Below are 26,949 nucleotides of genomic sequence, written 5' to 3'. Positions count from 1 at the left end.
GCTGCCTCAGCGCGCGGCCACCAGCTGCCGCAGGTCGCCCTGGTAGGCCTGCAGCCGACGCACGGCCTGCTCGCGCTGCGCGGTGCTGGTGGTGTTGTGCAGCGCCGCCAGATTGCGGCAGCCTTCCTGCAGCAGCGCCTGTTGCTGGTCGCGCCACGGGCCGGGCGGCGGATCGGCGATGCGCAAGATATAGGCGTGCAGCGCGGCGCGGGCCTCGGCCTGCGAGGCGCGCGGCCCTCCGTTGCTGCCGAGAAAGCCGCGCAGCAGCACCAGCGCCTCCTGCTGGCGCTGGCGCCGCTCCTCGTACGCCAGCCGCGGGCTGAACACCGACTGCGCCACCTGCTGGCGCAGCAGGGCGCGCTGCTCGGTCGTCAGGCGACCGTAGAAGTCTTCCTGTCGCTCGAGGAACTGGTCGTAGCGCTTTTCCTGCACCTGCGCGGGGCTGCGGTCGAGCCAGTCCTTGCGGTACTCGGCGTTGTTCTTCGCGTATTTGCGTTCGAGTTGCTGCAGCTGCGCCTCGCTCAGGCTCAGCGCCAGTTCGGTGCTGGCGGCCTCCGCGTGCTCGGTGACGGCGAGCAGCCGCTCGCGGACCCGGTCGGCCAGCTGGCAGGCCTGGGCAGGCGTCACCTCGGAAGGTGCCAGGCCCTGGGCCTCCTGCAGCAGGCCGATGATCCGCGGCAACTCGTTCTGGCGGTGCCAGGCCAGCAGCTGGGCCAGCTCGTCGCGCACCTTCGGGGTCTGGGCGTCGTCGAAGTCGAAGTAGCCGTCGAGCCACCAGTAGCTCAGTTCGGGCAGGTTGTTGTAGGCCAGCTTGACCGCGCTGCAAGCCCCCAGGGCAGCGGCCAGCAGGAGCACACCGATAATCCGGGCCAGTCCAGCACAACGAATCCGGGAAGAAAAGCGCATGAATCAGACTCCGCAGCAGAACCACCAGGGACCGGTCGACGTCGTCATCATGGCGGCCGGCAAGGGCACGCGCATGAAGAGCAAGCTGCCCAAAGTGTTGCATCGTTTGGCCGGCCGCGCACTGCTGGCCCATGTGACCGACACCGCCGCGCGCATCGGCGCGCGCCACGTCGTGGTCGTCACGGGCCACGGTGCCGAGCAGGTCGAGACCGCCATCAAGGCCGCGGCCGCCAACGCCGCCGCGCTCGGCTTCGCGCGCCAGGAGCCCCAGCTGGGCACCGGCCATGCCGTGCAGCAGGCCACACCCCAACTGCCGGACGACGGCACCGTGGTCATCCTGTCGGGCGACGTGCCCCTGATCGCCGAGGACACGCTGCGCACCCTCATCGCCGCCAGCGGCGGCGAGCGGCTCGCGCTGCTGACCATCGAACTGGACGACCCCACGGGCTACGGCCGCATCATCCGCACCAGCGCTGGCGGCGAGGTGACCGCCATCGTCGAACACAAGGACGCCACCGAGGCGCAGCGCGCCGTGCGCGAGATCAACAGCGGCGTGATGGCCGTGCCCGCGCGGCTGCTCAAGGGCTGGCTGGCGCGGCTGGACAACAAGAACACCCAGGGCGAGTACTACCTGACCGACATCGTGAAGTTCGCGGCCGACGACCGCGTGCCGGTGGTGGCGCATGTCACGACCGACGCGCTGCAGGTCGCCGGCATCAACAGCCCGGTCCAGCTCGCGGCGCTGGAGCGCGCCTGGCAGCTGCGCCAGGCCAACGTGCTGATGGAACAGGGCGTGCGCCTGGCCGATCCGGCGCGCTTCGACCTGCGCGGCACGCTGAGCTGCGGCACCGACGTCGACATCGACGTCAACTGCGTGTTCGAGGGCACGGTGTCGCTGGGTGATGGCGTGCGCATCGGCGCGAACTGCGTCATTGCCAACGTGCGCATCGAGGCGGGCGCGGTCATCCACCCCTTCACCCACATCGACGGCGAGAAGGCCGGCGTGACGGTGGGCGCGGGCGCGCTGGTCGGGCCGTTTGCGCGGCTGCGGCCCGGCGCCCAGCTGGGCGCCGAGGTGCACATCGGCAACTTCGTCGAGGTCAAGAACTCCACGCTGGCCGCGGGCGCCAAGGCCAACCACCTGGCCTACCTGGGCGACGCCACCGTGGGCGAGCGCGTGAACTACGGCGCGGGCAGCATCACGGCCAACTACGACGGCGCCAACAAGCACCGCACCGTGATCGAGGCCGACGTGCACGTGGGCAGCAACAGCGTGCTCGTGGCACCGGTGACCATCGGTGCGGGCGGCACCATCGGCGGCGGCTCGACGGTGAGCAAGTCGACCGAGCCCGGCGCACTCACGGTGGCGCGCGGCAAGCAGGTCAGTTTTGCCAACTGGTCGCGGCCGAAGAAGCTGCCGAAAGGCTGATCTTTTCGGCGCGCTCCTGTTGAGGGGCGCGTGCCATGGCAAGGCAGACGCCGCGGCGGGCGCTTGGTCGCATCAGCCCAGCGGCACGCGCGCGCCGAACTTCGCGCGCTTCAGGCTGAAGAACGCCTTCACGTTGCGCACGTTGGCGTCGGCCGTGAACAAGCGCTGCGTCAGCGCGCTGTAGTCCGGCATGTCGCGCGCCACCACCACCAGCACGAAATCGGGTCCCGGCGACACGCGCCAGCACTGCTGCACCGCGTCGTCCGCGATCACGCGGGCCTCGAAGGCGTCGAGCGCGGCGGCGTCCTGCCGGTCCAGCGAAATCTCCACCACCGCCTGCAGCCCGTGGCCGAGCACCGTGGCGAGCCGGTCGGGCGAGAGCAGCGCGACCTGGCGCTCGATCAGCCCCTCCTGCCGCAGCCGCTGCACGCGGCGCAGGCAGGTGGGCGGCGAGATGCCCACGTCGGCCGCCAGGCGCTGGTTGGTCTGCGAGGCGTCGTGCTGGAGTGCGTCGAGCAGCTTGAGGTCGATCGCGTCGAGCGAGATTGATTCCATATTTATTGGAATTATGGAATAAAACTCCATATACATGTTTTGATGAAATAAAAGTCCGAAATCGTGGAAATTTAGACGCCATATTTCTCTACTGCCTCCCTACCATCGAGCCCTTCTGTTCTTCAAGACAAGGTACATCCCATGTGCGGCATCGTCGGCGCAGCCTCCCATCGCGACATCGTTCCGGTCCTGGTCCAGGGCCTTCAGCGGCTCGAATACCGCGGCTATGACTCCTGCGGCGTCGCGGTGCATGCGGGCGGCCTGAGCCGTGCGCGCACCACCTCGCGCGTGGCGGACCTGCTGACCCAGGTGCGCGACGACAAGGTCGAAGGCCTCACCGGCATTGCCCACACGCGCTGGGCCACCCACGGTGCACCGGCCGTGCACAACGCCCATCCCCATTTCAGCCACGGTCCCGGCGCCGACGCACCGGCCGCCCGCCCAGGCCGCATCGCGCTCGTGCACAACGGCATCATCGAGAACCACGAGCCGCTGCGCGCCGCGCTCGAAGCCAAGGGCTACGTGTTCGAGAGCCAGACCGACACCGAGGTCATCGCCCACCTCGTCGACAGCCTCTACAACGGCGACCTGTTCGAAGCCGTGAAGGCCGCCGTGCTGCAGCTGCACGGCGCCTACGCCATCGCCGTCATCTGCCGCGACGAACCGCAGCGCGTCATCGGCGCACGCGCCGGCTCGCCGCTGATCCTCGGCGCCGGCAAGGACGGCACCGAGAACTTCCTGGCCAGCGACGCGATGGCGCTGGCCGGCGTGACCGACCAGATCGTCTACCTCGAAGAAGGCGACGTGGTCGACCTGCAGCCCGGCAAGTACTGGATCGTCGACAAGAACCACAAGCCCGTCACGCGCACCGTGCGCACCGTGCACGCCCACAGCGGCGCGGCCGAGCTGGGCCCGTACCGCCACTACATGCAGAAGGAAATCTTCGAGCAGCCGCGCGCCATCGGCGACACGCTCGAAGGCGTCGAGGGCATCGTGCCCGAGCTGTTCGACGGCATCGGGCAGGACGGCGCCACCGGCGCCAGCGCGCACCGCGTGTTCCAGGACATCGACAAGATCCTCATCCTGGCCTGCGGCACCAGCTACTACAGCGGCTGCACCGCCAAGTACTGGCTCGAGAGCATCGCGAAGATCTCCACCCAGGTCGAGATCGCCAGCGAGTACCGCTACCGCGACTCCGTGCCCGACCCCAAGACGCTGGTCGTCACCATCAGCCAGTCGGGCGAAACCGCCGACACGCTGGCCGCGCTCAAGCACGCGCGCTCGCTCGGCATGGAGCAGACGCTGACCATCTGCAACGTCGCTACCAGCGCCATGGTGCGCGAGTGCAAGCTGGCGTACATCACGCGCGCCGGCGTCGAGATCGGCGTCGCCTCGACCAAGGCCTTCACCACCCAGCTCGCGGGCCTGTTCCTGCTCACGCTCGCCATCGCGCAGTCCAAGGACCGCCTGAGCGCCGTCGACGAGGCGCGCTACCTGAAGGAAATGCGCCACCTGCCCGTCGCGCTGCAGTCGGTGCTCGCGCTCGAGCCGCAGCTCATCGGCTGGGCCGAAGACTTCGCGCGCAAGGACAACGCCCTGTTCCTCGGCCGTGGCCTGCACTACCCGATCGCGCTCGAAGGCGCGCTCAAGCTCAAGGAAGTGACCTACATCCACGCCGAGGCCTACGCCGCCGGCGAGCTCAAGCACGGCCCGCTCGCGCTCGTCACGAGCGAGATGCCCGTGGTCGCCGTGGCGCCCAACGACGCCCTGCTCGAAAAGCTCAAGAGCAACCTGCAGGAAGTGCGCGCCCGCGGTGGCGTGCTCTACGTGCTGGCCGACGGCGACACGCAGATCGCCAGCGGCGAAGGCCTGCACGTGATCCGCATGCCCGAGCACTACGGCGCGCTGTCGCCGCTGCTGCACGTGGTGCCGCTGCAGCTGCTGGCGTATCACACGGCGTGTGCGCGCGGGACGGATGTGGACAAGCCGCGGAATCTGGCTAAAAGCGTGACGGTGGAGTGAGGGGTGCGGGGGCGGCGCGATGCTAATCTCGCCCAATAAAGTCGTATACGGGGCAATAGAGTCGTAAACGGGGCAATAGTGTCGTAAATGAAATAATGCGATCCTCTCGTCTTCGCACCGGAGGTTGATGAATGCAGCCGAGCGCTTAGATAGCTATCTAGATGTGAAGCGTCAAGAGGTTGTTTCTTGACGATTTGATTCTGGACATGGGCGCGAGGCCTCCGATACCGCTGTGCGGGCGGTGCCAGTTGTAGTGGTGCTGCCAGCTTGCCAGGGCATCGGTTCGATGAGCTGAATTCTGGTAGGTCCACTCGCGCAACGCGGACTGGATGAACCTCTCGGCTTTGCCGTTGGTCTGCGGTCGGTAGGGTCGCGTGAAGCTGTGCTTGATGCCCAGTTCAGTGCAAGTCGCCTTGAACTCACGCGAGCGGAAGGCCGCTGCGTTGTCCGTCAGCAGTCTTCGCACAGTGATGCCCAGGCGGGCGTAATAGTCCACCGCATTGCGCAGGAACAGGATCGCGTGCGCCTGCTTCTCATCGGGGTGCATGGCGGTGAACGCGAGCCTTGCGTGGTCGTCGATGGCCACGAACAACGTCTCCCATCCAGCGCCATCGACCGAGTCACGTCGGTTGCCCGTGACACGGTGGCTGGGCCGCACGATGCGCCCAAGCTTCTTGGTGTCGATGTGCAGCAGATCACCAGGTGCCTTGTGCTCGTGGCGCACGATCGGCTCGGCAAGCTCCAAGTCACTCAGCCTGGACATGCCTGCTCGCGCCAGCACCCGGCTGACTGTCGAGGCCGAAACACCCACGCCGCGTGCAATGCGAGCGTGCAGCATTCGACGTTTGCGCAGTTCGACGATGAGCAAGGCCTTGCCCGCGTCGATGGTCCTGGGCAAGCGTGCGGGTCTGGAAGAGGCATCGGCCAAGGCGGCTTGTCCGCCACCCAGATAGCGACCGAGCCACTTCCTGGCCGTTGGTGCAGTGACGCCGTGCGCAGCAGCCGCGCGTATGGCGTCCAAGCCTTCCAAAGTCATCTGCTTGACCATCTCGAGTCGGCGGGCAAAGGTAAGTCGGGCATGCCTATGGGTGTTCACGAGGCTCAGGGCCTCGGCATCAGCGGCGAAGCCGGCACCACCGGCAGCGGGCGTTGCGGGTAGACCGAGGTGCCGAAGGTGTTGCCCATGCGGTGTCCGGTCGCCGCGCGGTTGAACAGGCCGAGTTGGTTCGAGGGGCGCTGCACGATGGCCTCCGATGCCATGCCGGGTTGCGCGTCCTCCGGCCCGCGTGCAGGGGCCTTGGGCTGCAGCTTCTGCGTGAGGCACTCGTAGGAGGGCGTGCGTTCGCCGTTGACTGTGACCTCCGCACAGCTGTCCACGCCAGCGTTCGTCGCCTTTGCCGAGTCCTGCGCGGCTGCGACGCCGCAGACTCCCCACACCCCGCCCACCAGCAAGGCCGCCATGCCATACAAGAATTTCATGTGCCTGCCGTCCTTCTGTGTGCCGCCTCGAACGCGCCAGTCTAGGCCGCATGCAAGTCAGAGAGAAGACGGCTGCGTGGCATGCATACCAAACGTCACATGTCGGTCATTCGCGCCGGATAGCCTCGCCGCTTCGCACCCCATCTCTCCAGAACGCTTTCCTGTTGTCGACCTCCCGCCACATGACACGTACTTCCGCATCGGGCGGTGCCCTGACACTGTCCTGGTGCCTCGTCATGGCGTTGATGATGGGCGCGCGGCTCGCCGCCGCACAGGCCGCCTCCGATGGCGAGGTCGTGCGGTTCGACCTGCCAGCCCAGCCTCTGGAAATTTCCCTCGCCGTCTTCGGCCGCATCACCGGGCATTCGGTGCTGGTGGCCAGCAGCCTCACGGCCGGCCGCGAGGCTGCCGCGGTCCGGGGCGACTTCGCGCCGCGCGAAGCATTGCACCGCATGCTTGCGGGCAGCGGGCTCGTTGCACGCTACACCGGCACCAATGCTTTCACGCTCGTGCCGGTCCCGGCGGAGCCGTCCGAGAAAGGCCTGGCCGACGGGCGCGCAACGAAGGGCGACCCCGGGGCGGTGGACGCCATGCGGGCGCAGGCCGGCTATGCAGCCGTGCTCCAGGCATCGATCACGCGCGTGCTCTGCATCGCGCAGCCCGATGCCTTCGGCCGCTATCGCCTAGGCCTGCGGCTATGGATCGATCCCACGGGGCTCGTGAGCGAAGCCCGCCTACTCGAAGGCAGTGGCCTTGCGCAGCGCGATGTGGCGGTGCTCGCCATCCTGCGCTCGCTGGAGATGGATGCACCACCCCCGCCTGGCATGGCGCAGCCCGTCACCATCCTTCTCACGCCGCGCGCCGATCCGGCGCGCGACTGCCGGCCCTACAGCACCGCGCGTGGCGCGCGTGCGGGCTGAGCGCCGGGGACCGAAGGCATGCCCGATTCGATCAAGGCCGCGTTGCGCGCGCTGTTCCTCGCGCGCTACGCCCAGTTCAGGAAGCATCTGCAGATTCGCCTCGGCTCGGAAGACCTGGCCAACGACGCGCTGCAGGAGACCTACCTGCGCATGGAGAGCGCCAACGTGCGCAGCCCGGTGCGCTATCCCTCGGCCTACCTGTTTCGCATCGCGCTCAATGTGGCGGAAGACCAGCGCAAGAGCAACTCGCGGCTGCTGAGCGCGGGCGAGGTCGAGGCGCTCTACGACATGGCCGACGAGATGGCCGACCCGGCGCGCGGTGCCGAGGCCCGCAACGAGCTGGAGGCACTGGAGCGCGCATTGACCGAGCTGCCGCGGCGCCGCCGTGCCATCGTCCTGGCCGCACGCGTGGACGAGATGCCGCACAAGGACATCGCCGCGCGCTACGGCGTGTCGGCGCGCACCGTCGAGAAGGAACTGCGCGCGGGCCTGGAGCATTGCTGCGAGCGATTGGGAAGAGATTTCGTCCAGCGCTTCGGTCCCGGCGCCGGAAAACAGTCTAAGCGTCATGACAGCTGAAGAATCCGAACAAACCGGAGACGGCCAGGCGATGGAGCGCCTGCAACGTGAAGCCCGGGCCTGGGTCGTGCGGCTCGGTTCGCACCAGGTGACGGACGAGGACGCACAGGCCTTCAGGCGGTGGTGCGCGCAGAGCCGCAACCATGCCAATGCGTTCGTCCAGGCGCGCGAGGTGTGGCGGGCCATGGCGCCGGCCGCACTGCAGCTGCGCCGGCAAGACGAACGCAATGCGCGCACCCGCATGCCGGTGGCAGGCCGGCGTGCGTTCCTGGGCGGCGCGGTGGCCGCCTCGGTGGCTTACCTGGCGGTGCGGCCGCCGCTGCAGCTCTGGCCCTCCGTCACCGAGTGGGGCGCGGACTACCGCACCGCCACCGGCGAGCAGCGCGAGGTCGCCATGGCCGATGGCGTGGTGCTGCAGATGAATACGCAGACCCGCGTCAATGTGCTGCGCGGCACCGAGGGCGGCGAGGGCATCGAGTTGCTGGCCGGCGAAGCCGAGATCGCGACGCAGGCCTCGGCCTCCGCGCACGTCACCGTGTCGGCTGCGGACGGCGTGGTCTCGGCGGTGCGCGCACGCTTCAACATCCGCAATACCGACGGCCAGGTGTGCGTCACCTGCATTGCGGGCCAGGTCGAGGTGGCCCGTGGCGCGCAGCGCGTGTCGCTCGACGAAGGACGGCAGCTGCGCTACGGCGCCGCGGGCCTGGGCCCCGTCACGCCGGTGGACACCGGCCCGGTCACAGCCTGGCGCCGGCGGCAACTGGTGTTCGACCAGGTGCCGCTCGCGCAGGTGGTGGCCGAGGTCAACCGCTACCGGCGAGGCCGGCTCATTCTCACCAGCGAGGCATTGGGCCGCAGCCTGGTGCAGGCGAGCTTTTCCATCGACCGGCTCGACGACGTGGCTTCGCTGGTGCGCGAGGTGTACGGCGCAGAGCTCACGCAGCTGCCTGGCGGCATCGTGCTGCTGGGGCAGGCGACGGCCTGAGCATCCGGGCTTTCGTGAAGATTTCGTGACATGGTGCAGTCGCCCCGCACCCTGGCTGTCATAGCTCGGTAGACCACGGGCCCCCGACTTCCGGGCGCGCTCCGCGGCATCGACTCGAGCAATGAAACACGAACCCATGGAAGTCCGCATGCAACGCAGCAGCAGCACGGTGGCCCGGCGCAACACGAACTCTTCTTCCTTCTTTCCGAAGGCCCGGCTCACGCCGCTGGTGCATGCCATCGTGGCGATGCTGGCCGCCGCCGCGACGGCGCAGGGCGCGCATGCGCAAAGAGCGTTCAGCAGCGCGTGGATGGCGCAGAAGAACATGGCGCAGAACGCCGCCGCCGCCACCGGCCGGTTGCCCAACGGCATGCCGGCCTCGGCCCTCACCAGCCCGCAGGCACAGCAGCAGCGCGCAAGCGAGCAACTGCAGCGCTCGATCGGCAACCTGAACCTCGCCGCGCGCGGCATCGCGGCGCAGCAGGCCGCGCAGGAAGCCGCACGGCGCGCAGCGCTTGCGACCGGCGCGGACGTGCCCGACGGCCTCGTCGAGGGCGGCTTGCGCGTGGACACCGCCAGCCTCTCGGCCGGCTGGGCCAACGCCAACGCGCCGGTGCAGACGCAAGAAGGCGGCCGCACGCAGGTGAGCGTCACGCAGACCGGCGAGCGCGCGATCCTGAACTGGGAGACCTTCAACATCGGGCGCAACACCACGCTGAAATTCGCGCAGCAGCCCGGCTGGGCGGTGCTCAACCGCGTGAACGATCCGCTCGCGCGCCCCTCGCAGATCCAGGGCCGCATCCAGGCCGACGGCACGGTGATGGTGGTGAACCGCAACGGCATCGTGTTCAGCGGGAGCAGCCAGGTGGATACGCGCAACCTGCTGGCTTCCGCCGTGGGCATGACCGATGCGCAGTTCAAGCGCGGCATCTACAGCGAGGCCCTGGGCACCGGTTTCGTGCCGACGCTGGCCAACGACCTGAGCGCGAGTGCCACCGCCGTGGCCAGCGGCAACGCCACGGGCGACGTGATCGTGGAGCGCGGCGCGCGCATTTCCACGCACCAGCCGCAGACCGTGACCGAGGGCGGGGGCTACGTGCTGCTGGCCGGGCGCGAGGCGCACAACCGCGGCACCATCGTCACGCCGGGCGGGCAGACCACGCTCGCTGCCGGCGACAGCTTTGTGATCCGCAAGGGCCTGGGCACCGACAGCAACCAGCAGTCGAGCACGCGCGGCAACGAGGTCACGCCCGCGCGCAACAAGGACAGCACCGCCGGCAGCGTTTCCAACTCGGGGCTGATCCAGGCACTGACCGGCGACATCACGCTGACCGGCCGCACGGTCGAGCAGTCGGGCGTGCTGCTGTCCAGCACCAGCGTCACCACGCGGGGCACGCTGCACCTGAACGCCGCGGGCCATGCGGGCGAGGCCGATGCGCGCGTCACGCTCGCACCCGGCAGCATCAGCGCCGTATTGTTGGACGACAGCAAGGCCACCGCGCTGGACGTGCAGCGCGATGCGCAAATCAAGGAATCGGCCACCCTCTCCGACGGCGCGTACAACCGGCGCGACCTCTCGCTGGTGCAGATCGCGTCCACCGGCAACGTGGAGTTCCAGTCCGACTCGATGACGCTGGCCACCGGCGGCCAGGTCAACGTGAATGCGACGCGCCGCGTTCATCTGGCCGAGCGCGCGGCCATCGACGTCGCGGGTGCGGTGGGCGTGCGCGTGGCCATGGCGTCGAACAACATCGAAGTGAACGTCCAGGGCAACGAGCAGCGCGACGCACCGGGCAACCGCGACAGCAAGAACCTGAACAACGCCAACGTCTGGATCGACCGCCGCTACCTGGTGCGCGTGCCCGCGGGCACCAACGGCTATGCCACCGAACGCTGGTACACCGGCGGCGGCCTGCTGGAGGTGAGCGGCTACCTGAATACCGGCGGCCACGGCATCGGCGAATGGACGGCCTCGGGCGGCACCGTCGCCTTCGGCGGCGGCGAACTGGTGACGCGCGCCGGTTCGGCCATCAATGTGTCGGGCGGCTCGCTCGATGTGCAGACCGGCATGATCAAGCAGAGCTGGCTCACCGGCAAGGACGGCCGGCTCTACAACCTGTCGAGTGCGCCGGGCGACATGCTCTACAGCGGCGTCTACCGCGGCTTCGAGAGCCCGCACGAGCGCTGGGGCCAGAGCACCACCGAGTTCTTCTACAACCCGCTGATCGGCGCGCGCGAGCGGCTGGAGAACGGCTACACCGTGGGCCGCGACGCGGGCCGCGTGATCGTGGGCACGACGTCGGCGGTGCTCGAAGGCGGCGTGGAGGCGACCGTGTTCCAGGGCGAGCGCCAGCGCAATGCGCCCGACGCCGCGCTCGACGGCTACCGTCAATCGCAAACGGCGGCGCCGCGCGCCGGGCAACTCGTCATCGGCCAACTGCGCCCGGTGTTCGACACCGCCACCGGCATGCTGCGCGATAGCGCACAGGCCGCGGCCGAGCGCATCGACATCGGCGCGGTGCAGGGCATCGCCGAAGGCCTGCGGCTGGAAGACGCGTTGCCGGAGGAGCTGAACGGCAAGATGAAGATCGACGCCGGCTGGCTCAACGGCTTGCAGCTCGGCGGCTTCAAGGCCTATGCCACGGGCGGCATCTCGGTGGATGCCGAGGTGGCCGTGGGCAACGGCGGCAGCATCGCGCTGCATGCGACGCAGGTCGACGTCAAGGCCAATCTTGGCGCGCGCGGCGGCAGCATCGCGCTGGGCAACATGGTGGGCCGGCTGAAGTCCGGCAGCAACACCGATTTCATCGAAGAGCCGGTCGTCGTCGCGCCGCCCGAGGGCTACACGCCGGGCGTGGACGTGGCTGCAGGCGTCACGCTCGACACGCGCGGCCTCTGGACCAACCTGCGCAACAACCCCTCCGACATCGGCGCCCTGCCGTACATGAACGGCGGCAATGTCTTCATCAGCAGCACCGGCGACGTGCGGCTGCACGCCGGCTCGGCGATCGACACCTCGTCGGGCGCGGCCATGATGGCCGACGCTTCGCTGCAGGGCGGGCGCGGCGGAGACATCACGCTCAAGTCGAACCAGTACGACGCCAACGGCCGTGGCGCCGGCGCGCTGCTGCTCGAGGGCGAGTTGCGTGGCCATGGCGTCAAGGGCGGCGGCACGCTGACCGTCGACACAGGCATCGGCGTGGCCATTGGCGGCGGCGTGCTCCTGAACCCGGGCCGGCTGTCGGCGGGCGAAGCGGTGCCGGTGCACCTGACGCTGGCGCAGGCCTTCACCATTCCCGCTGGCACCGTGCTGCCGCAGGACTTCAGCTACGTCGCGAACACCGTCGCGCCGGGCGAGGCGATGAAGATCATGCCGGTTTTCACGGCCACGCGAAGCTACACGCTGCCCGCCGACTGGGTGGTGCCGGCCGCGACCGTGGCCTGGGAGTACGTGTACGTCCACAGCAAGACCGGCAGCATCTACGGCAGCGGCACCGTGGTGCCGGCGGGCACCGAGCTGGTCAACATCAGCGGCAAGATGGCGCCGGGCTACGTCGTGCCCGCGGCCGCGTTCCCCAACGGCATGCCCGTGCCCGACTACACCGCCACGGTGGCCGCGGGCACGCCGTTCGCGCGCGACGTGGCGCTGGCCGAAGGCGCGCTGCTGATGGCCGGCAACCGGCTGGCGGCCGACGTGGCGGTCAAGCCGCTGCTGGTGCTCGATGACAGCCTGTTCCGCAGCGGCTTCTCGCGCTACAGCGTGAGCGCCCAGCAGGGCGTGCAGGTGGCCGGCGGCGCGCGGATCGACGTGGCCATGCCCGTGCTGCGCGCCGATGTGGCCGCGGCCCGCGCTACGGCCACCGGCGCCGATCCGTCGGTGGTGCTGCAGCGCTGGCTGCCGCCGCTGTGGCAGGAAGACCCGCTGAAGGGCGTGCTCACGCAGCGCGCCGGCGCCGACCTGGCGCTGAATGCGGGCTCGATCTACAGCCAGGCGCCGCTGGTGGTGGGGCAGGGCGCCGCGATCTCGGTCGATCCGGGCCGCACGCTCACGCTCACCGGCAACGGCCAGATCACCATCGACGGCACACTCAACGCGTGGGGTGGGCGCATCGGCGTGCTGCCGGGCGCCTTCGGCACCGGCAACGACGCGAACCGGCCGTCCGGCGCGGCCAACGCCACCTCCATCTGGATCGGTGACGGCGCGGTGCTCGATGTCGCCGGCCGCGCCGAGACCGCGGTCGATTCGAAGGGCCATGTGTACGGCCGGGTGGGCAAGGGCGGTCGCATCGAGATCGGCGCGGCCTACAGCGTCGACGCACGCCAGGTCGACGCGGCCGATGCCTTCGTGGTGCTGCGCCCCGGCGCGCGGCTCGACGCCTCGGGCGCTTCGGCGAACCTGGACCTGCCGGGCCGCGGCACGGTGGAGGTGGCCAGCGACGGCGGCCTGATCGCACTGGCTTCGTACCGGGGCATGTTCCTCGACGGCAGCCTGCGCGCAGCCGCTGGCGGCGCGGGTGCGGCCGGCGGCACGCTGGCGCTGAGCCTGGAGACGCCCAACTACGGCGTGGTCGGCAGCCTGGACCTGAAGGGCATCAACGTGGACGATGCGGTGCGCGTGCCGCGTGAACTGGTGCTGGCGCAGTCGCAAGGCGACAGCGGTCTTTCGGCCGGCCTGAAGGCCGGCGAGCGCGAGGCCGCACTGACCTACGGGCACGCGCGCATCGGCGTGGACCGCATCGCCGGCGGCGGCTTCGACAACCTCTCGCTGATGGCCAACGGCCTGGTGAGCTTCGACGGCAGCATCGACCTGCGCCTGGGCCAGAGCCTGCGCCTGACCGCCAGCGCCATCGACCTGGCCGCCAACGCCGCGCCCGGCTCGCAGGTCAACCTGGCGGCGCCCTACATCCGCCTGGCCGGCAGCACACGCACGCAGGCCGACAACTACATCATGCCGAACCCGGTGCGCGGCTCGAAGAACGGCGGCACCGGCGGCGGCGCGCTCGGCATCCCGCTGGTGGCCGAGGGCTCGCGCCTGTCGCTCGATGCGCAGTTGATCGACATCGTCGGGGTGGTCAACACCGGCGCGCGCGGCACCATCATCCAGAACGTGGCCGAGCCGCTGGTGGTCGAGCGCAAGGCCTTCGATCAGATCGCGATGCGAAGCGGCGGCGACCTTCGCCTGTCGCAGGCGGCCACCTTCTACACGCCCGGCAACCTGACGCTGGCAGCTTCGCAGATCTACCCCGCAATGAACGACAGCGGCAGCTTCTTCGTGGGCGAGCGCGGTGGGGTCGATCAGTACGGCACGCTGGTGCGCGAGTTCGATCCGTCGCGCAGCCTGACCATCGAGCGCATCGATCCCTCGGCCCCGCTGCCCGCGCAGCCCTATTCGGTGTTCGGCAGCCTGAGGTTCGCCGCGGCCACCGTGAACCAGGGCGGCGTGGTGCGCGCGCCGCTGGGCGACATCACGCTGGGGGCGACCGCGGCGGCTTCGCTCACCGGCGAGGTCAACCTGCTGCCCGGCAGCGTCACCTCGGTCAGCGCCAACGGCCTCGCGATGCCCTATGGCGGCACGCTCGACGGCCTGAGCTACATGCACGACGGCAAGGACGTGGCGTGGAAGGGCGTGGGCAATGACCCCTCGGTCACGCTGGCCGCGCACGCGGTAAACGTGCGCGAAGGCGCCGTGATCGACCTGCGCGGCGGCGGCGAGCTCACGGGCACCGCTTTCCTCGGCGGGCGCGGCGGCTCGACCGACGCGCGCATGAATCCGCTGGTGCAGACCACCGCGCGCGGCACCTTCACGCTGCCGGGGCTGGCCACCAACCCGGTGTATGCCATCGTGCCCGGCGCGCAGCCCGGCTATGCGCCGCTGGTCAACGAGCACGGCGCGGGCGACCCCGCGCTGGGCCGCCAGATCACCATCGCCGCGGGCGTGCCCGGCCTGCCCGCCGGCACCTACACGCTGCTGCCTTCGACCTTCGCGCTGATGCCCGGTGCATTCCGCGTCGAGCTCAACGGCCTGGCGCCGAACCTGCCGCCGTCGGGCGTGACCGCGCCCATGCGCAACGGCTCCTACGCCGCGGCAGCGCAGCTGGGCACCGCCAACACCGCCATCCGCGACGCGCTGCCCACGCAGGTGTTCGTGACGCCGGCCGACACGCTGCGCAGCTACTCCCAGTACAACGAGACCGCCTACGCCGACTTCGCGATCGCACAGGCCCAGCGCACCGGCGTGCCGCGCGCGCTGCTGGAGCGCGATGCCAAGTCGCTGCGCTTCGATCTCGCCCTGCCCGAGAGGCTCGGAGCGATCAGCGACGCCCCCGCGCTGCGCTTTGCCGGCCGGGTCGACTACACCCCGGGCGAGGGCGGCTTCGGCGGCAGCGCGCTGCTGGTCGGCGGCTACGCCAATCGCTACGAAGTGCTGGCCGACGGCGCCGCGCCCACGCCGGATTTCAAGGGCGTCTCGGTCCACGCCGGCGCGCTCAACGCGATCGGCGCGCCGCGCCTGGGCATCGGCGGGCTGCCGGCCGTGAGCTACGTGGACCACACCGGCACCTCCCAGCGCGCCAACATCGCGGAATTCCTGACCGGCGCCGCCGACATCGTGCTGCGCGAAGGCGCGGTGCTGCGTGCCGGCGAGGTCTTCCTGGTCACCAACACCAAGGCCGGCGGCATCGTGGTCGAGCAGGGCGCGGGCATCAACACGCTGGGCCGCGGCCGCGCGGCCTGGGACTCGCGCGACGGCTTCGTCTACGCACCGGGCATCTCCAGCGTGCTGGCGGTGTCCAACGGCCGGCTCGACCTGCTGGCGCCGGGCTTCAGCAATTCGCCCGATGCAGGCCCCGGGCGCATCGACATCGGCGGCTGCGCGAGCGGCTCGCTGTGCCACGGCATCACGCAGCTCTACTCCGAGGGCACCATCGCGGCCTCGACCGACCAGAGCTTCGAGCTGCGCGACGCATCGCGCTACGGCACACGCAACCTCGTGCTGTCGGTGGGCGGCATCAACGTCGGCAGCGAGGCCGCACTGGCCGGCGCGGCTGCCCGCAACGCCTTGGCCCCGGGGCTCACGCTGAACCAGGGCATCCTGGACCGCCTGTTGCGCGGCGACACCTCCAGCGGCGCGCCCGCGCTCGAGAACCTGGTGCTGACCGCGCGCGACGCCATCAACTTTCACGATTCGGTCGAGCTCTCGACCATCGACCCCGCCACCGGGCGCTCGTCGCTCGAGCGGCTGGTGCTCGGCACGCCGGCCATCTACGGCGCGGGCGGTGCGGGGGCGCTGGCGCGCATCCACACCGGCATCCTGGTGTGGAACGGCGCCGCCAACGCACCGGGGCTGGTGGCCGCGGGCGGGGCGGGCAGCGGCAGCGGAAGGCTGCAGATCGACGCCAACCAGATCGAGTTCGGCTACGGCCCCAACAGCCGTCCCGACACCGTGCACGGTACCGACCGGCTGGTGCTCGGCTTCGGCGAGGTGGTGCTCAACGCCAGCGAGCGCATCACGGCCAACCATACGGGCTCGCTCTCGGTCTACCAGTCGCAGGGCGCGTGGGACGACACGCTGAAGGGCTACGCCTTCACCGGCGGCAACCTGCGCATCCAGACGCCGCTGCTCACCGGGCAGGCCGGCTCGGTCAACCGGATCAAGTCGGGCGGCGACATCGTGCTCGCCCCGCCGGCCGGCGGCGGGTCGCCCGCACTCTCGGGCCAGGCACTGGCCGATGCGCTCGGCGCCGAGCTCGGCCTGGACGCGGGCGGCAACCTCACGCTGGCCAGCCGCATCGCACTGCCCAGCGGCAAGCTCACGGCCTCGGCCGGACGCGACCTGCGGCTGGACGACGGCGCACAACTGGACCTGGCCGGGCGTCGCATCGATTTCTTCGATGTGCCCAAGTACAGCTGGGGCGGCGATGTGATCCTGGAGAGCCGCAGCGGCGACGTGCGCCAGTCGGCGGGCTCCCGCATCGACATCTCGGCCGAGCAGAACCGCGCCGGCAAGCTCACGGTGCTGGCGCTGGGCGAAGGCGCGGGCACGGTCGCGCTGAACGGCGCCATCGCGGGCGCGAGCAGCGGCGGCTACGACGCGGGCGGCACATGGGTGCCGTTCGCGGCCGGCGGCGCCGACATCCGCGGCCAGCACATCGAAGACTTCGCGGGCCTGAACCGCCGCTTCACCGACGGCGGCGTCTTCGGCAGCCGCAGCTTCCAGCTCAAGCAGGGCGACCTTGCGGTGGGCGACGAACTCAAGGCGCGCGAGATCAGCGTGTCGGTCGACGGCGGCCGGCTGGCCGTCAACGGCACGGTCGACGCCAGCGGCGAGCAGGCGGGCAGCATCCGTCTGGCCGCGCGCGACGGCGTGACCATCGGCGGCACGGCCGTGCTCGACGCGCACAGCCGCGTGCTGCGCGCGGACAGCTATGGCCAGCCGATCGAGGCGCCCAACCGCGCCGTCATCGAGATCGACGCGGGCAGCGGCCGCCTCGTGCTGGAGAACGGCGCGCGCATGGATGTGCGGGCAGGCACCGAAGGCATGGCGCAATCGCTGGGCACGGTGGAGCTGAGCGCGCAACGCATCGGCGGCGCGCGCGGCGACGACATTGCCATCGACGCGGGCGGCAAGGTGCAGATCGACGGCGCGCGTGCCGTCACCGTCAACGGCTTCTGGACCTACAAGGACGCCGCCTACGGCACCGACGCCGCGGCCGATGGCCGCCCTTACCAGGTGGTGAACCAGGCCTACCTCGACGCCAAGCATGCCGACAGCGTCGCCTTCATGGGCAACGTGCTGGAAAACGGCGGCCTCATGAACAACCGGCTCGCGGGCCTGCGCGCCTACGGCGATGCCTTCCACCTGCGGCCCGGTGTGGCCGTGGTCAGCGCCACGCCCGACGGCGACCTGCACGTCGATGGCGACATCGACCTGTCGGGCCACCGCTATGCGAGCGTCAATCCGCGCACGCCGCAGACCGGCACCTACGGCTCCGGGGAGGCTGGCGCGCTGGTGCTGCGCGCGGGCGGCAACCTGAACGTGTACGGCAGCATCACCGACGGTTTCGATACCTCGGTGCTGCAGCCCACGCCGAGCGACACCGGCTGGGTGCTCATCAAGGGCCGCGTGCCGTGGGGCGGCGACGTGGTCGTGCCGCGCGGCGGCATGGCCGAGTTGGCCGAGGGCACCTTCTTCCAGTCGGGCCGCACGCTCAACTACGCCCTGCCGATGCAGGCCATGAGCCTGCGTGCAGGCACCGTGCTGGCAGCCACCGCCACGCTCTCCGAAGACTTCGTGCTGCCCGCGGGCACCGTGCTCGGCGGCGCGGTGCGCGATGCGGCGGGCAACCTGCTGCACGCGGCGGGCACCGTGCTGGCGCAGGCCGTCACGCTGCGCAGCGGCATGAGGCTGGACGCCGGCAACCGCCTGCCGGGCGATGCCCGCGTCGCGGCCATGACCTGGCCGGCCGGCGTGCCGCTGCCGTTTCCGGCCGGCGCCGTCAACGACACGCCCAGCCCCGACTACAACGGCGACGGCTTGCCCGACCTTCCTGCCAATGGCGTGATCCTGGCCGGCTCGCTCAGGCTGGCCAAGGGCGCCGTGGTGCCCGCCGAAACGCTGGTCAAGCTGCCCGGCGACGTGGATTTCGTCAACCTGCGCCCGGCCGACGCCGATGGCAACCAGGGCCGCAACCTGGCGCTCGCGCCGATGCTGGCCGAAGGCTCGCAGTCGTGGTCGATGCGCCTGGCGGCCGGTGCCGACACGCAGGCGGCCGACACTCGCGCGCTGCGCCCGCGCAGCGCAGGCAGCTTCCAGGGCCAGCTGCTGATGGCCGACACGCACTACGGCATGGGCAGCGGCCTGGCGCTGCAGGCGCCGATGCCGGGTGTCGCGGGCCAGTACTACTGGATGGGCGACTCGCTGAATCAGATCGGCGCAGCGCCCGGCACGCTCATCAACCTCGACGAATGGGGCGGCGAAGAGGCGGTGTGGGCCATCAACGACATGGGGCTGGGCAACCTGGTGACCTGGGCACCGCTCGGCGCGCTGCCCAAGACCGTGCCCCTGCCGGCCACGCAGCAGCTCTTCAGCGTGCTGCGCACCGGCACCGGCGACCTCGACCTGCTCTCGGGCGGCGACTTCACCATGAACTCGCCCTACGGCGTGTACACCGCGGGCACGCAGGCCCGGGGCGTGGCCGCGGCCTACAACCTGCCGCGCTCCCGCATCGACGGCACCGTGCTCGGCGCCGACGGCACGGCCTACGAACCCTTCGTCGACGGCGGGGCGCAGAGCCTGTACCGCGCGTGGTACCCGGAGCACGGCGGCAACGTGCTGGTGCGTGCGCAGGGCGACATCCGCGGCGACCTGATCGGCAAGCCGACCCAGATCCGCGACGACGCCATCGGGCGCATCCGCTCGATGCCCGCGAGCAACGACGTGGGCAACTGGCTGTGGCGCCAGGGCACCGGCAGCGCGGTGGCCGGCAGCGAGGGCGTGCCCACGGCCTGGTGGATCAACTTCGGCAGCTACCTGCCGGGCCCGAGCACCGCCTACAACCTGTTCGGCACCGTGCCGTTCATGACCGGCTTCACCGGCATCGGCACGCTCGGCGGCGGCAACCTCGTGCTGGAGGCCGGCGGCAACGCCGGCATGTTGACCCGGCGCATGGACCTGGGCGGCAGCTTCGTCTCACGCAGCACCGGCCTCAACCTGGTGGTGGGCAGCACGGGCCGGGTGTCGGCGGACGGCCGGCAACTCACCCTCACGGGTGGCGGCGACCTGGACGTGCGCATCGGTGGCGGGCTCAACCCGGTGGCCGAACTGCGCTCGTTTCCGATCACCAACGATCCCACGCCGCAAACCATCTACCAGGGCGGCCGCCCCGACCTCAACAGCACCTTCGTCAACCTGCGCGGCGCACTGCGCATGCAGGCCGGCTCGGTCGGCGGCATCGAGCTGCGCTTCGACCGCGCAGACCCCGAGGAGTCGCGCGCATACCAGGTCTACACGGCCACTTCGTCCATCGCCGGCGGCGGGCCGTTGCTGGTGCCGGGCGATGCGGCGGTGCGCATCGATTCGCGCGGCGACCTGGTGCTGGGCAGCGTGGCCGATGCCGGCCGCGTGGCGCAGTTCAACAACGGCACGCCCTTCGTGGGCGAGGGCGTGCAGCGCCCGGGCGAGGGCTTCAGCTGGTTCTCGCTATGGACGCCGGCCAGCGGCATCGACCTGTTCAGTGCCGGCGGCAATCTCGCGCCGTCGACCGCCATCGTCGGCGAGCGCATGCGCGGCGACGGCCAGGCCACCGACGGGCGCTACATGGTGCCTTCGATGTTCCGCGCGGTCGCGGCCAGCGGCAGCCTCTACTACGGCAACTCGGTCACCGGTGCCGTCGACGGCAGCAACAAGGCCGTGCAGTCGCCCGTCGGCGTCATGCTGGCACCATCGCCCGTGGGGCCGCAGTTCACCCATGCGGGCGCGGGCCAGCTGGAGCTGATGGCGGGCGATTCGATCTACGCCGGCGGCTACAGCTTCACGCAGTCGGGCGCCGATCCGACGGGCTTGCCGACCCCGTTCAACCCGGGCTTCAGCGGCAGCCTGGAGCGCACCTGGTTCGGCCCGCGCAAGCTGAGCAATGTGAGCCCCGAGGCGCTGGCACCCAGCGTCTTCCTCGATACCTTCCTGCCCGGCGAGGGCTACCAGCGCTATCCGCTGTTCAGCCTCCAGGCGCCGACCGCTTCGGGCGACAGCGTGCCGGGGCAGCAGCCGGCGCGTTTCTATGCGGTGGAGGGCGACGTGATCGGCGTGCGCACCGGCTCCATCGTGTACCGCGGCGCGGGCAGCAACGGCGGCATTCCCGGCGCACTGCCCACCTGGTACGAAGGCGGCGGGCCGGTGGCGCTGCGCGCGGGACGCGACATCGTCAATTCGGGCACCGGCCTGGGCGAGTACGAGATGGCGCCCGTCGAAGCGCTCGGGTGGACCACGCAGGTCAACCGCGCCGATGCGAGCGCGCCGCTCAAGCCCATCGCGATGGAGGCCGGCAGCGCGCGCGGCAACCTGATCGTGCACAACAACCCCGACGACGTGTCCGTGGTGTCCGCCGGGCGCGACGTGCGCTACAGCAGCTTCTACGTGGCAGGCCCGGGCCTGCTCGAAGTGACCGCGGGGCGCGACGTGTACATGGCCGACAAGGGCGAGCTCAAGAGCATCGGCGCGGTCGTGAACCTCGCGCCGGGCGATCGCAGCAGCGGCGCGGGCATCGCGGTGGCCGCGGGCGTGGGGCGCAACGGGCCCGACTTCTCGGCCTTTGCCGCCCGCTACCTCGATCCGGCCAACCTCGCCGCCGCCGGTCAGCCGTTGGCCGATCAGCCCGGCAAGGCCGTGATGGTGTACAGCGACCGGCTCACGCTGGCGCGCTGGCTGCAGGCGCAATTCGGCTACGGCGGCGACGAGGCCGGCGCGTCGGCCTACCTCGCCAGCAAGCAGGCCGAGATCGACAGTGCTTACCAGCAGTCGGCGAGCGGTGCCAGCGGCGGAGCGCCGAACCGCGACCTGCAGCGCGAGTACGGGCTGACCAGCCAGCTGCACCTGGTCAACTGGCTGGAAGCGCGCTTCGGCGACGGCAAGCGCAACGGCCTGGGCCTGCGCTTCGACGCCGCGTCCACGGATGCGCGCGCCTTCTTCGCTGCGCTGCCGGCCGAGCAGCAGCGCGCCTTCCTGCGTCCGGTGTATTACGCCGAGCTCAAGGCCGCGGGCCGCGAGTACAACGCCGCGGGCGGCCCGCGAGAGGGCAGCTATCTGCGCGGGCGCGAAGCCATCGCCACGCTGTTCCCCACGCACGACGCGCAGGGCAAGGCGATCGAGCGCCAGGGCGACCTGACCATGTTCAGCAGCGCGCTGTACTACGAGACCGTCGTCAACGGAATCCCGACGACGCGGCCCAAGCCCGGCGTGAAGTACCTGACCAAGGCTGAGTGGATCGCCATCGGCAGCCCGGGCTACGACGTGCCGCATTACGAGGTGCAGGACGCAGGCATCCACACTGACTTCGGCGGCGACATCCGCCTCATGGTGCCGGGTGGTCGCACGCTGGTCGGCGTGGACGGCGGCTTCGTGCCCGGCGAAGGCTCGGGCGTGCTCACGCAGGGCGCGGGCGAGATCGAGATCTTCTCGAACGGCAGCATCCTCCTGGGCCAGAGCCGCATCTTCACCACCTTCGGCGGCAACATCCTGGCCTGGTCGGCGCAAGGCGACATCAACGCGGGCCGGGGCTCCAAGTCGACCGTGGTGTACACGCCGCAGCGGCGCGCCTACGACGACGTGGGCCTGGTAAGCCTGTCGCCGACCACGCCCAACACCGGCGCGGGCATCGCCACGCTCAACCCGCTGCCCGAAGTGCCGCCAGGCGACATCGACCTGATCGCACCGCTGGGCACCATCGACGCAGGCGAGGCCGGCATCCGCGTGTCGGGCAACGTGAACCTGGCGGCGCTGCGCGTGGTGAACGCGGAAAACATCCAGGTGAAGGGTCAGTCGGTGGGCATTCCGGTGATCGCGGCGGTGAACGTCGGCGCGCTCACCAACGCCAGCGCCGCGGCATCGCAGGCGGCCACCGCGGCGCAGGACGCGGTGCAGCGCGACCGCGCGGCGCAGCGTCAGGCGCTGCCGTCGGTGTTCACGGTGCGCGTGCTCGGCTTTGGCAACGAAGGCGCGGGCGATGCGGGCAGCAGCGACAGCGGCATGCGGCGCGAGCACAGTGGCGCGGCCTACGACCCCAAGGGCGTGGTGCAGGTGCTGGGTGCCGGCGCGCTCACCACAGCGCAGATGCAGTCGCTGACGCCGCGCGAGCAGCGCGGCCTGAAGCAATGAACGGCTGACCTCGCACGGCATCCGAAAGAAGAAGGGCCTCCCGCGCGGAGGCCCTTCTTCTTATGTGCGCAAAACCGGCCGAACAGGGCCGCCGCCCGATTTCTTGATGAAGTTTTCATGACAAACGACAGTCGCCGCGCGCGCTGCACGTCTAGATATCCGTACGCAGCAGCGACATGAAGGCTCTCCATCATGAACTCGCTGCCACGCGAGCTTCATCTTTGAGAACCGAGCTGCAAATGCATGACATGAAGAAGAACGGCCCACCGACCCGCTGGAGAGCGGTGTGGCTGGCAACGATGGCGATGGCCGCGCAGGGAGCGGCCATCGCGCAGGCGCCGACGCCCGCGGCCCCGTCCGCTGCACCCGCTGTGCCCGCGGGTGCCTCCGCACCGGCGCCACCGGCCGAGCCCGCCCGCAAGGTCGACATTGCCGAGTACATCGTGCGCGGCAACACCGTGCTCGATGCGCGTGCAATCGAGAAGGCCGTCACGCCCTTTCTCGGCCCCGAGCGCACGCTCAAGGACGTGGAGGCTGCGCGCGACGCATTGCTCGCGGCCTACCAGGCGGCGGGCTACCAGTCGGTCTATGTCGACCTGCCCGAACAGCAGGTGACGCAGGGCGTCGTGTTCCTGCATGTCAACGAGACCCGCGTGGGCCGTGTGCGCGTGGTGGGCGCCGAGTACAACTCGCCGCTGGACGTGCGCGACCAGGTGCCGGCGCTCAAGGAAGGCGTCGTGCCCGATTTCAACAAGGCGCAGACCCAGCTCAGCGCGCTCAACCGCGGCCCCAAGCGCCAGGTGATGCCGCTGGTGCGCCAGGGCAGCATGCCGGGCACCATGGACGTGGACCTCAAGGTCGAGGACCAGAGTCCGTGGCGCGCGAGCGTCGGCCTGAACAACGACTACAGCGCCGACACACGCAAGCTGCGCGCCAGCGCCTCGCTGGGGCACGACAACCTCTGGCAACTGGGCCACAGCGCCTCCATCAGCTTCTTCGGTGCGCCGCAGGACCTGAGTCAGACCAAGGTGATCTCCGCTTCGTACGCCGCGCCGATTCCGGGCTCCAGCTGGAGCGTGGAGGCCAACGCCTTCGTGTCCGACAGCAACGTGGCCACCGTGGGCGGCACCGACGTGCTGGGCAAGGGCCACTCGATCGGCCTGAAGGCGACCTACACCGTGCCGAATGCCGGCGACTGGTGGCACGCGTTCAGCGTGGGCATCGACTTCAAGAACAACAAGGAAGCGCTGACGCTCAAGGGCAGCGGCGACATCGTGCCGCTGAAGTACGCGCCGATCACGCTGTCGTACACGGGCTTTCGCCAGTCGGACAAGGGCCAGTACGGCGTAGGCATATCGCTGGTGGTGGGCACCAGCAGCTCCTTCAAGTACGGCAGCAACGAGACCGAGTTCGACTACAAGCGCTACAAGTCCTCGCCCAGTTTCATGGTGCTGAAGACCGACCTCAACGGCACGCACACCTTCGACGGCGGCTCGCAGCTGTCCTTCCGCTTCAATGGGCAGATGACCGATTCGCCGCTGGTTTCCAGCGAGCAGATCGCAGGCGGCGGCATGAACTCGGTGCGTGGCTATCTCTCGGCCGAGGCCACCGGCGATTACGGCGTCGTCGGCTCGGTCGAGCTGCGCAGCCAGCCCCTGACATTCCTGGGCAGCACGGTGGAGAACTGGCGCGTCTATGCCTTCGCCGACGCCGCGCGGCTGCGGCTGAAGAGCCCGCTGCCCGAACAGGACGACCGCTTCTCTCTGTATTCGGTGGGTGTGGGCACCACCTTCAAGGTCGGCCAGTACCTCGCGGGCCGCGTCGACATCGGCTATCCGCTCATCGACGGTCCGCGCACGAAGAAGCACGACCCGCGGGTGAATTTCAGTCTCACCGCGAATTACTGATTCGCAAGGCATCCCCTTTTTCATTTCTTTTTTCTCTCTCTACGAGTTTTCCGGAGACCTGTCATGCGACGAATTCTTTTCATCGTGCTCACGCTGCTGAGCACGCTCTTGCCCGGCATGGCCCACGCCTGGTGGCAAACCGAGTGGTCCTACCGCAAGCCCGTCACCGTCGACGGCGGCCCGCAGGCCGGTGCCATCGGCAGCGATGCCGGGCGCGTGCCGGTGCTGGTGCGCCTTCACACGGGAAACTTCAAGTTCGAAGGCGTGAGCGAGACCGGCGCCGATCTGCGCTTCGTCGCGGCCGACGACAAGACCGTGCTGAACCACCAGATCGAGCAGTTCGATCCGCTGCTGGGCATGGCGCTGATCTGGGTCGACGTGCCCAACGTGTCGGCGGGCACGCCGCAGAAGCTGTGGATGTACTACGGCAACCCGAAGGCGCCCGCGTCCGGCAACGGCCAGCGCAGCTTCGATCCCGACTACACGCTGGTCTATCACTTCGCCGAAGGCGCGGTGCCCCCGCGCGACACCACAGCCTACGGCAACAACGGCCAGACGCCGGCGGTGCCGGTCGAAGGCACCGTCATCGGCAAGGGCGCCCAGCTCGGAACCGGCCCGCTGATGTTGCCGGCCACGCCATCGCTCGCCGTGCAGGCCGGCGGCACGCTGACCTTCTCCGCCTGGGTCAAGCCCGACCAGCTCGGCGCGCGCCAGGCGATCTATGCGCGCCGCGACGGTGCCGGCGAACTGGTAATCGGCATCGACCAGGGCGTGCCCTTCGTGCAGGTCAACGGCCAGCGCACCACGCCCGGCCAGCCGATCCAGGCCGGCCAGTGGTCGCACCTGGCGGTGAAGGCCGAGGGTGAGAGCGTGGCGCTGTACGTGGGCGGACGTCCCACGGTGTCGCTGGCGGGCAAGCTGCCGGCGTTGAACACGGCGGCGGCGCTCGGCGCCGATGCGCCGGCCGCCACACCCGGCGCATCGGCCGCACCGGGCGCACAGCCTGCCGCAGCCTTCGCACCGTTCACCGGCGCCATCGACGAAGTGCGCCTGTCCAAGGTGGCGCGCGCCGATGCGCTGCTGCTGGCCGATGCCGTCTCGCAGGGCGCGGAGTCGCGCCTCACGGTGTTCGGTGCCGACGAGCAGCAGGCCGGCAAGAGCCACTTCGGCTTCATCCTGGCCGCGATGCCGCTGGACGCGTGGATCGTGGTGGGCCTGCTGGGCCTGATGATGGTCGTCTCGTGGGCCATCATGATTGCGAAGGGCCGTCACTACGGCGCCACCTCGCGCGCCAACGAAGCCTTCATCGAGCATTTCCGCGAAGCCGCCGGTGCACCGCTGGACCGCCTGGCCACGAGCAACACGGTGCCGCAAGACGTGCGTGCCGATTCGTCGCTCTGGCGCCTCTATGAAGTGGCCATCGGCGAGATGCGCCGCCGCCATGACCGCGGCTATGACCTGAGCGCCGTGTCGGCTGCCACCATCGGTGCCATCCGCGCGGCCATGGACGGCGTGATGGTGCGCGAGATCGAGCGCATGTCCAAGCGCATGAACTGGCTCTCGACCACCATCGAAGGCGCGCCTTACGTGGGCCTGTTCGGCACGGTGATCGGGATCATGCTGGTGTTCGTCGTGGCGGCCATGGCCGGCGCGGTGGACATCAACTCGGTGGCCCCGGGCATGGCGGCCGCGCTGCTGTGTACCGCCGCCGGCCTGGGCGTCGCGATTCCCGCGCTGTTCGGCTACAACTGGCTCGCCTCGCGCTCGGACGCCATCACGGCCGACATGGCCGTGTTCGTCGATGAGTTCGTCACGCGCCTGGCCGAAGAACAGGGCGAAGGCCGCTCGCTGCCGTCGGCCCGGGCCTGAGGAGCGAACCGCCATGGCAACCCCAGCCAAGTTCACGGCGCGCAGGCGCACCGGCGGCATCAACATCACGCCCTTCGTGGACGTGCTGCTGGTGGTGCTGGTGATCTTCATCCTCACCAGCAACGCCAGCATCCCCGGCATCAAGGTCGACCTGCCCAAGGCCAGCGCCTCGGTGGCGCTGGAAAAGCCCAAGACCAAGGCCATCACCATCGACAACGCGGGCAACGTGTTCCTCGATGCCTACCCGGTCACGCTGCCGGAGCTGGAGGAGCGCCTGCGTACCGAGAAGGCGCTGTCGCCGGACTTTCCCGTGATCGTGCGCGGCGACTCCAGCGTGCAGTACGCGAAGGTGATCGACGTTCTGGATCTGCTGCGCCGCATCGAGCTGAACCAGATCGGCCTCGTGACCGGCAAGCAGAAGTGAGGGGCGG

General features: G+C 70.0%; 13 protein-coding genes. 9 read left to right on the top strand and 4 right to left on the bottom strand.

Translation table 11 applies throughout. The features are described 5' to 3' along the window. Positions 1 to 6 precede the first annotated feature (6 nt). Positions 7 to 855 (bottom strand): DUF6279 family lipoprotein, encoded by an 849-nt coding sequence (locus tag ASD34_RS08160; protein WP_235510008.1) that lies wholly within the window; start codon positions 853 to 855, stop codon positions 7 to 9. 49 nt (positions 856 to 904) lie between these two features. Between ASD34_RS08160 and glmU the strand changes: the two genes are divergently transcribed. Beyond that, positions 905 to 2,335: a bifunctional UDP-N-acetylglucosamine diphosphorylase/glucosamine-1-phosphate N-acetyltransferase GlmU gene (gene glmU, locus ASD34_RS08155; protein WP_056575475.1), complete on the top strand. Its 1,431-nt coding sequence runs from the start codon at positions 905 to 907 to the stop codon at positions 2,333 to 2,335. Positions 2,336 to 2,407: 72 nt separating this feature from the next. Here glmU and ASD34_RS08150 read toward each other — a convergent pair whose 3' ends face one another. Then, positions 2,408 to 2,890 carry an Lrp/AsnC family transcriptional regulator gene (locus tag ASD34_RS08150; protein ID WP_056575472.1) on the bottom strand — a complete coding sequence of 161 codons (483 nt, stop codon included), beginning with the start codon at positions 2,888 to 2,890 and terminating at the stop codon, positions 2,408 to 2,410. A 141-nt stretch (positions 2,891 to 3,031) separates the two neighbouring features. Between ASD34_RS08150 and glmS the strand changes: the two genes are divergently transcribed. Continuing rightward, complete coding sequence (glmS, locus tag ASD34_RS08145; protein ID WP_056575469.1) at positions 3,032 to 4,912, top strand: glutamine--fructose-6-phosphate transaminase (isomerizing); 1,881 nt, start codon at positions 3,032 to 3,034, stop codon at positions 4,910 to 4,912. A gap of 157 nt (positions 4,913 to 5,069) precedes the next feature. Here glmS and ASD34_RS08140 read toward each other — a convergent pair whose 3' ends face one another. Both ASD34_RS08140 and ASD34_RS08135 read right to left on the bottom strand, forming a co-directional pair. Beyond that, the gene (locus ASD34_RS08140) at positions 5,070 to 6,008 is read right to left on the bottom strand and encodes an IS481 family transposase (protein WP_056575466.1); all 939 of its coding nucleotides are present in this window, start codon (positions 6,006 to 6,008) and stop codon (positions 5,070 to 5,072) included. 5 nt (positions 6,009 to 6,013) lie between these two features. Continuing rightward, positions 6,014 to 6,391: a hypothetical protein gene (locus ASD34_RS08135; protein WP_056575463.1), complete on the bottom strand. Its 378-nt coding sequence runs from the start codon at positions 6,389 to 6,391 to the stop codon at positions 6,014 to 6,016. A 182-nt stretch (positions 6,392 to 6,573) separates the two neighbouring features. Between ASD34_RS08135 and ASD34_RS08130 the strand changes: the two genes are divergently transcribed. The 7 genes from ASD34_RS08130 to ASD34_RS08100 all read left to right on the top strand — a co-directional run bounded on the left by ASD34_RS08130 (position 6,574) and on the right by ASD34_RS08100 (position 26,942). Further along, positions 6,574 to 7,311, top strand: coding sequence for a TonB family protein (locus ASD34_RS08130; protein ID WP_162248695.1), 738 nt, complete (start codon positions 6,574 to 6,576; stop codon positions 7,309 to 7,311). Between the two features lie 18 nt (positions 7,312 to 7,329). After that, the gene (locus ASD34_RS08125) at positions 7,330 to 7,890 is read left to right on the top strand and encodes an RNA polymerase sigma factor (RefSeq protein ID WP_056575457.1); all 561 of its coding nucleotides are present in this window, start codon (positions 7,330 to 7,332) and stop codon (positions 7,888 to 7,890) included. Continuing rightward, positions 7,880 to 8,875 (top strand): FecR family protein, encoded by a 996-nt coding sequence (locus ASD34_RS08120; protein WP_082548550.1) that lies wholly within the window; start codon positions 7,880 to 7,882, stop codon positions 8,873 to 8,875. The genes ASD34_RS08125 and ASD34_RS08120 overlap by 11 nt, the downstream gene beginning before the upstream one ends. A gap of 121 nt (positions 8,876 to 8,996) precedes the next feature. Continuing rightward, complete coding sequence (locus ASD34_RS08115; RefSeq protein ID WP_082548549.1) at positions 8,997 to 22,742, top strand: filamentous haemagglutinin family protein; 13,746 nt, start codon at positions 8,997 to 8,999, stop codon at positions 22,740 to 22,742. A gap of 248 nt (positions 22,743 to 22,990) precedes the next feature. Next, entirely contained in the window at positions 22,991 to 24,649 is a 1,659-nt protein-coding gene (locus ASD34_RS08110) for a ShlB/FhaC/HecB family hemolysin secretion/activation protein (protein WP_235510007.1), read from the top strand. A gap of 63 nt (positions 24,650 to 24,712) precedes the next feature. Continuing rightward, positions 24,713 to 26,518 (top strand): DUF2341 domain-containing protein, encoded by a 1,806-nt coding sequence (locus ASD34_RS08105; RefSeq protein WP_056575448.1) that lies wholly within the window; start codon positions 24,713 to 24,715, stop codon positions 26,516 to 26,518. A 13-nt stretch (positions 26,519 to 26,531) separates the two neighbouring features. After that, positions 26,532 to 26,942 carry an ExbD/TolR family protein gene (locus ASD34_RS08100; RefSeq protein WP_056575445.1) on the top strand — a complete coding sequence of 137 codons (411 nt, stop codon included), beginning with the start codon at positions 26,532 to 26,534 and terminating at the stop codon, positions 26,940 to 26,942. Positions 26,943 to 26,949: the final 7 nt, after the last annotated feature.

This window comes from Variovorax sp. Root473 (assembly GCF_001426505.1).
In the GTDB taxonomy this organism is placed as follows: Bacteria; Pseudomonadota; Gammaproteobacteria; order Burkholderiales; family Burkholderiaceae_C; genus Variovorax.
The sequence above is the reverse complement of the archived record's forward strand: the minus strand, read 5'-3'. Positions and strand labels throughout refer to the sequence as shown.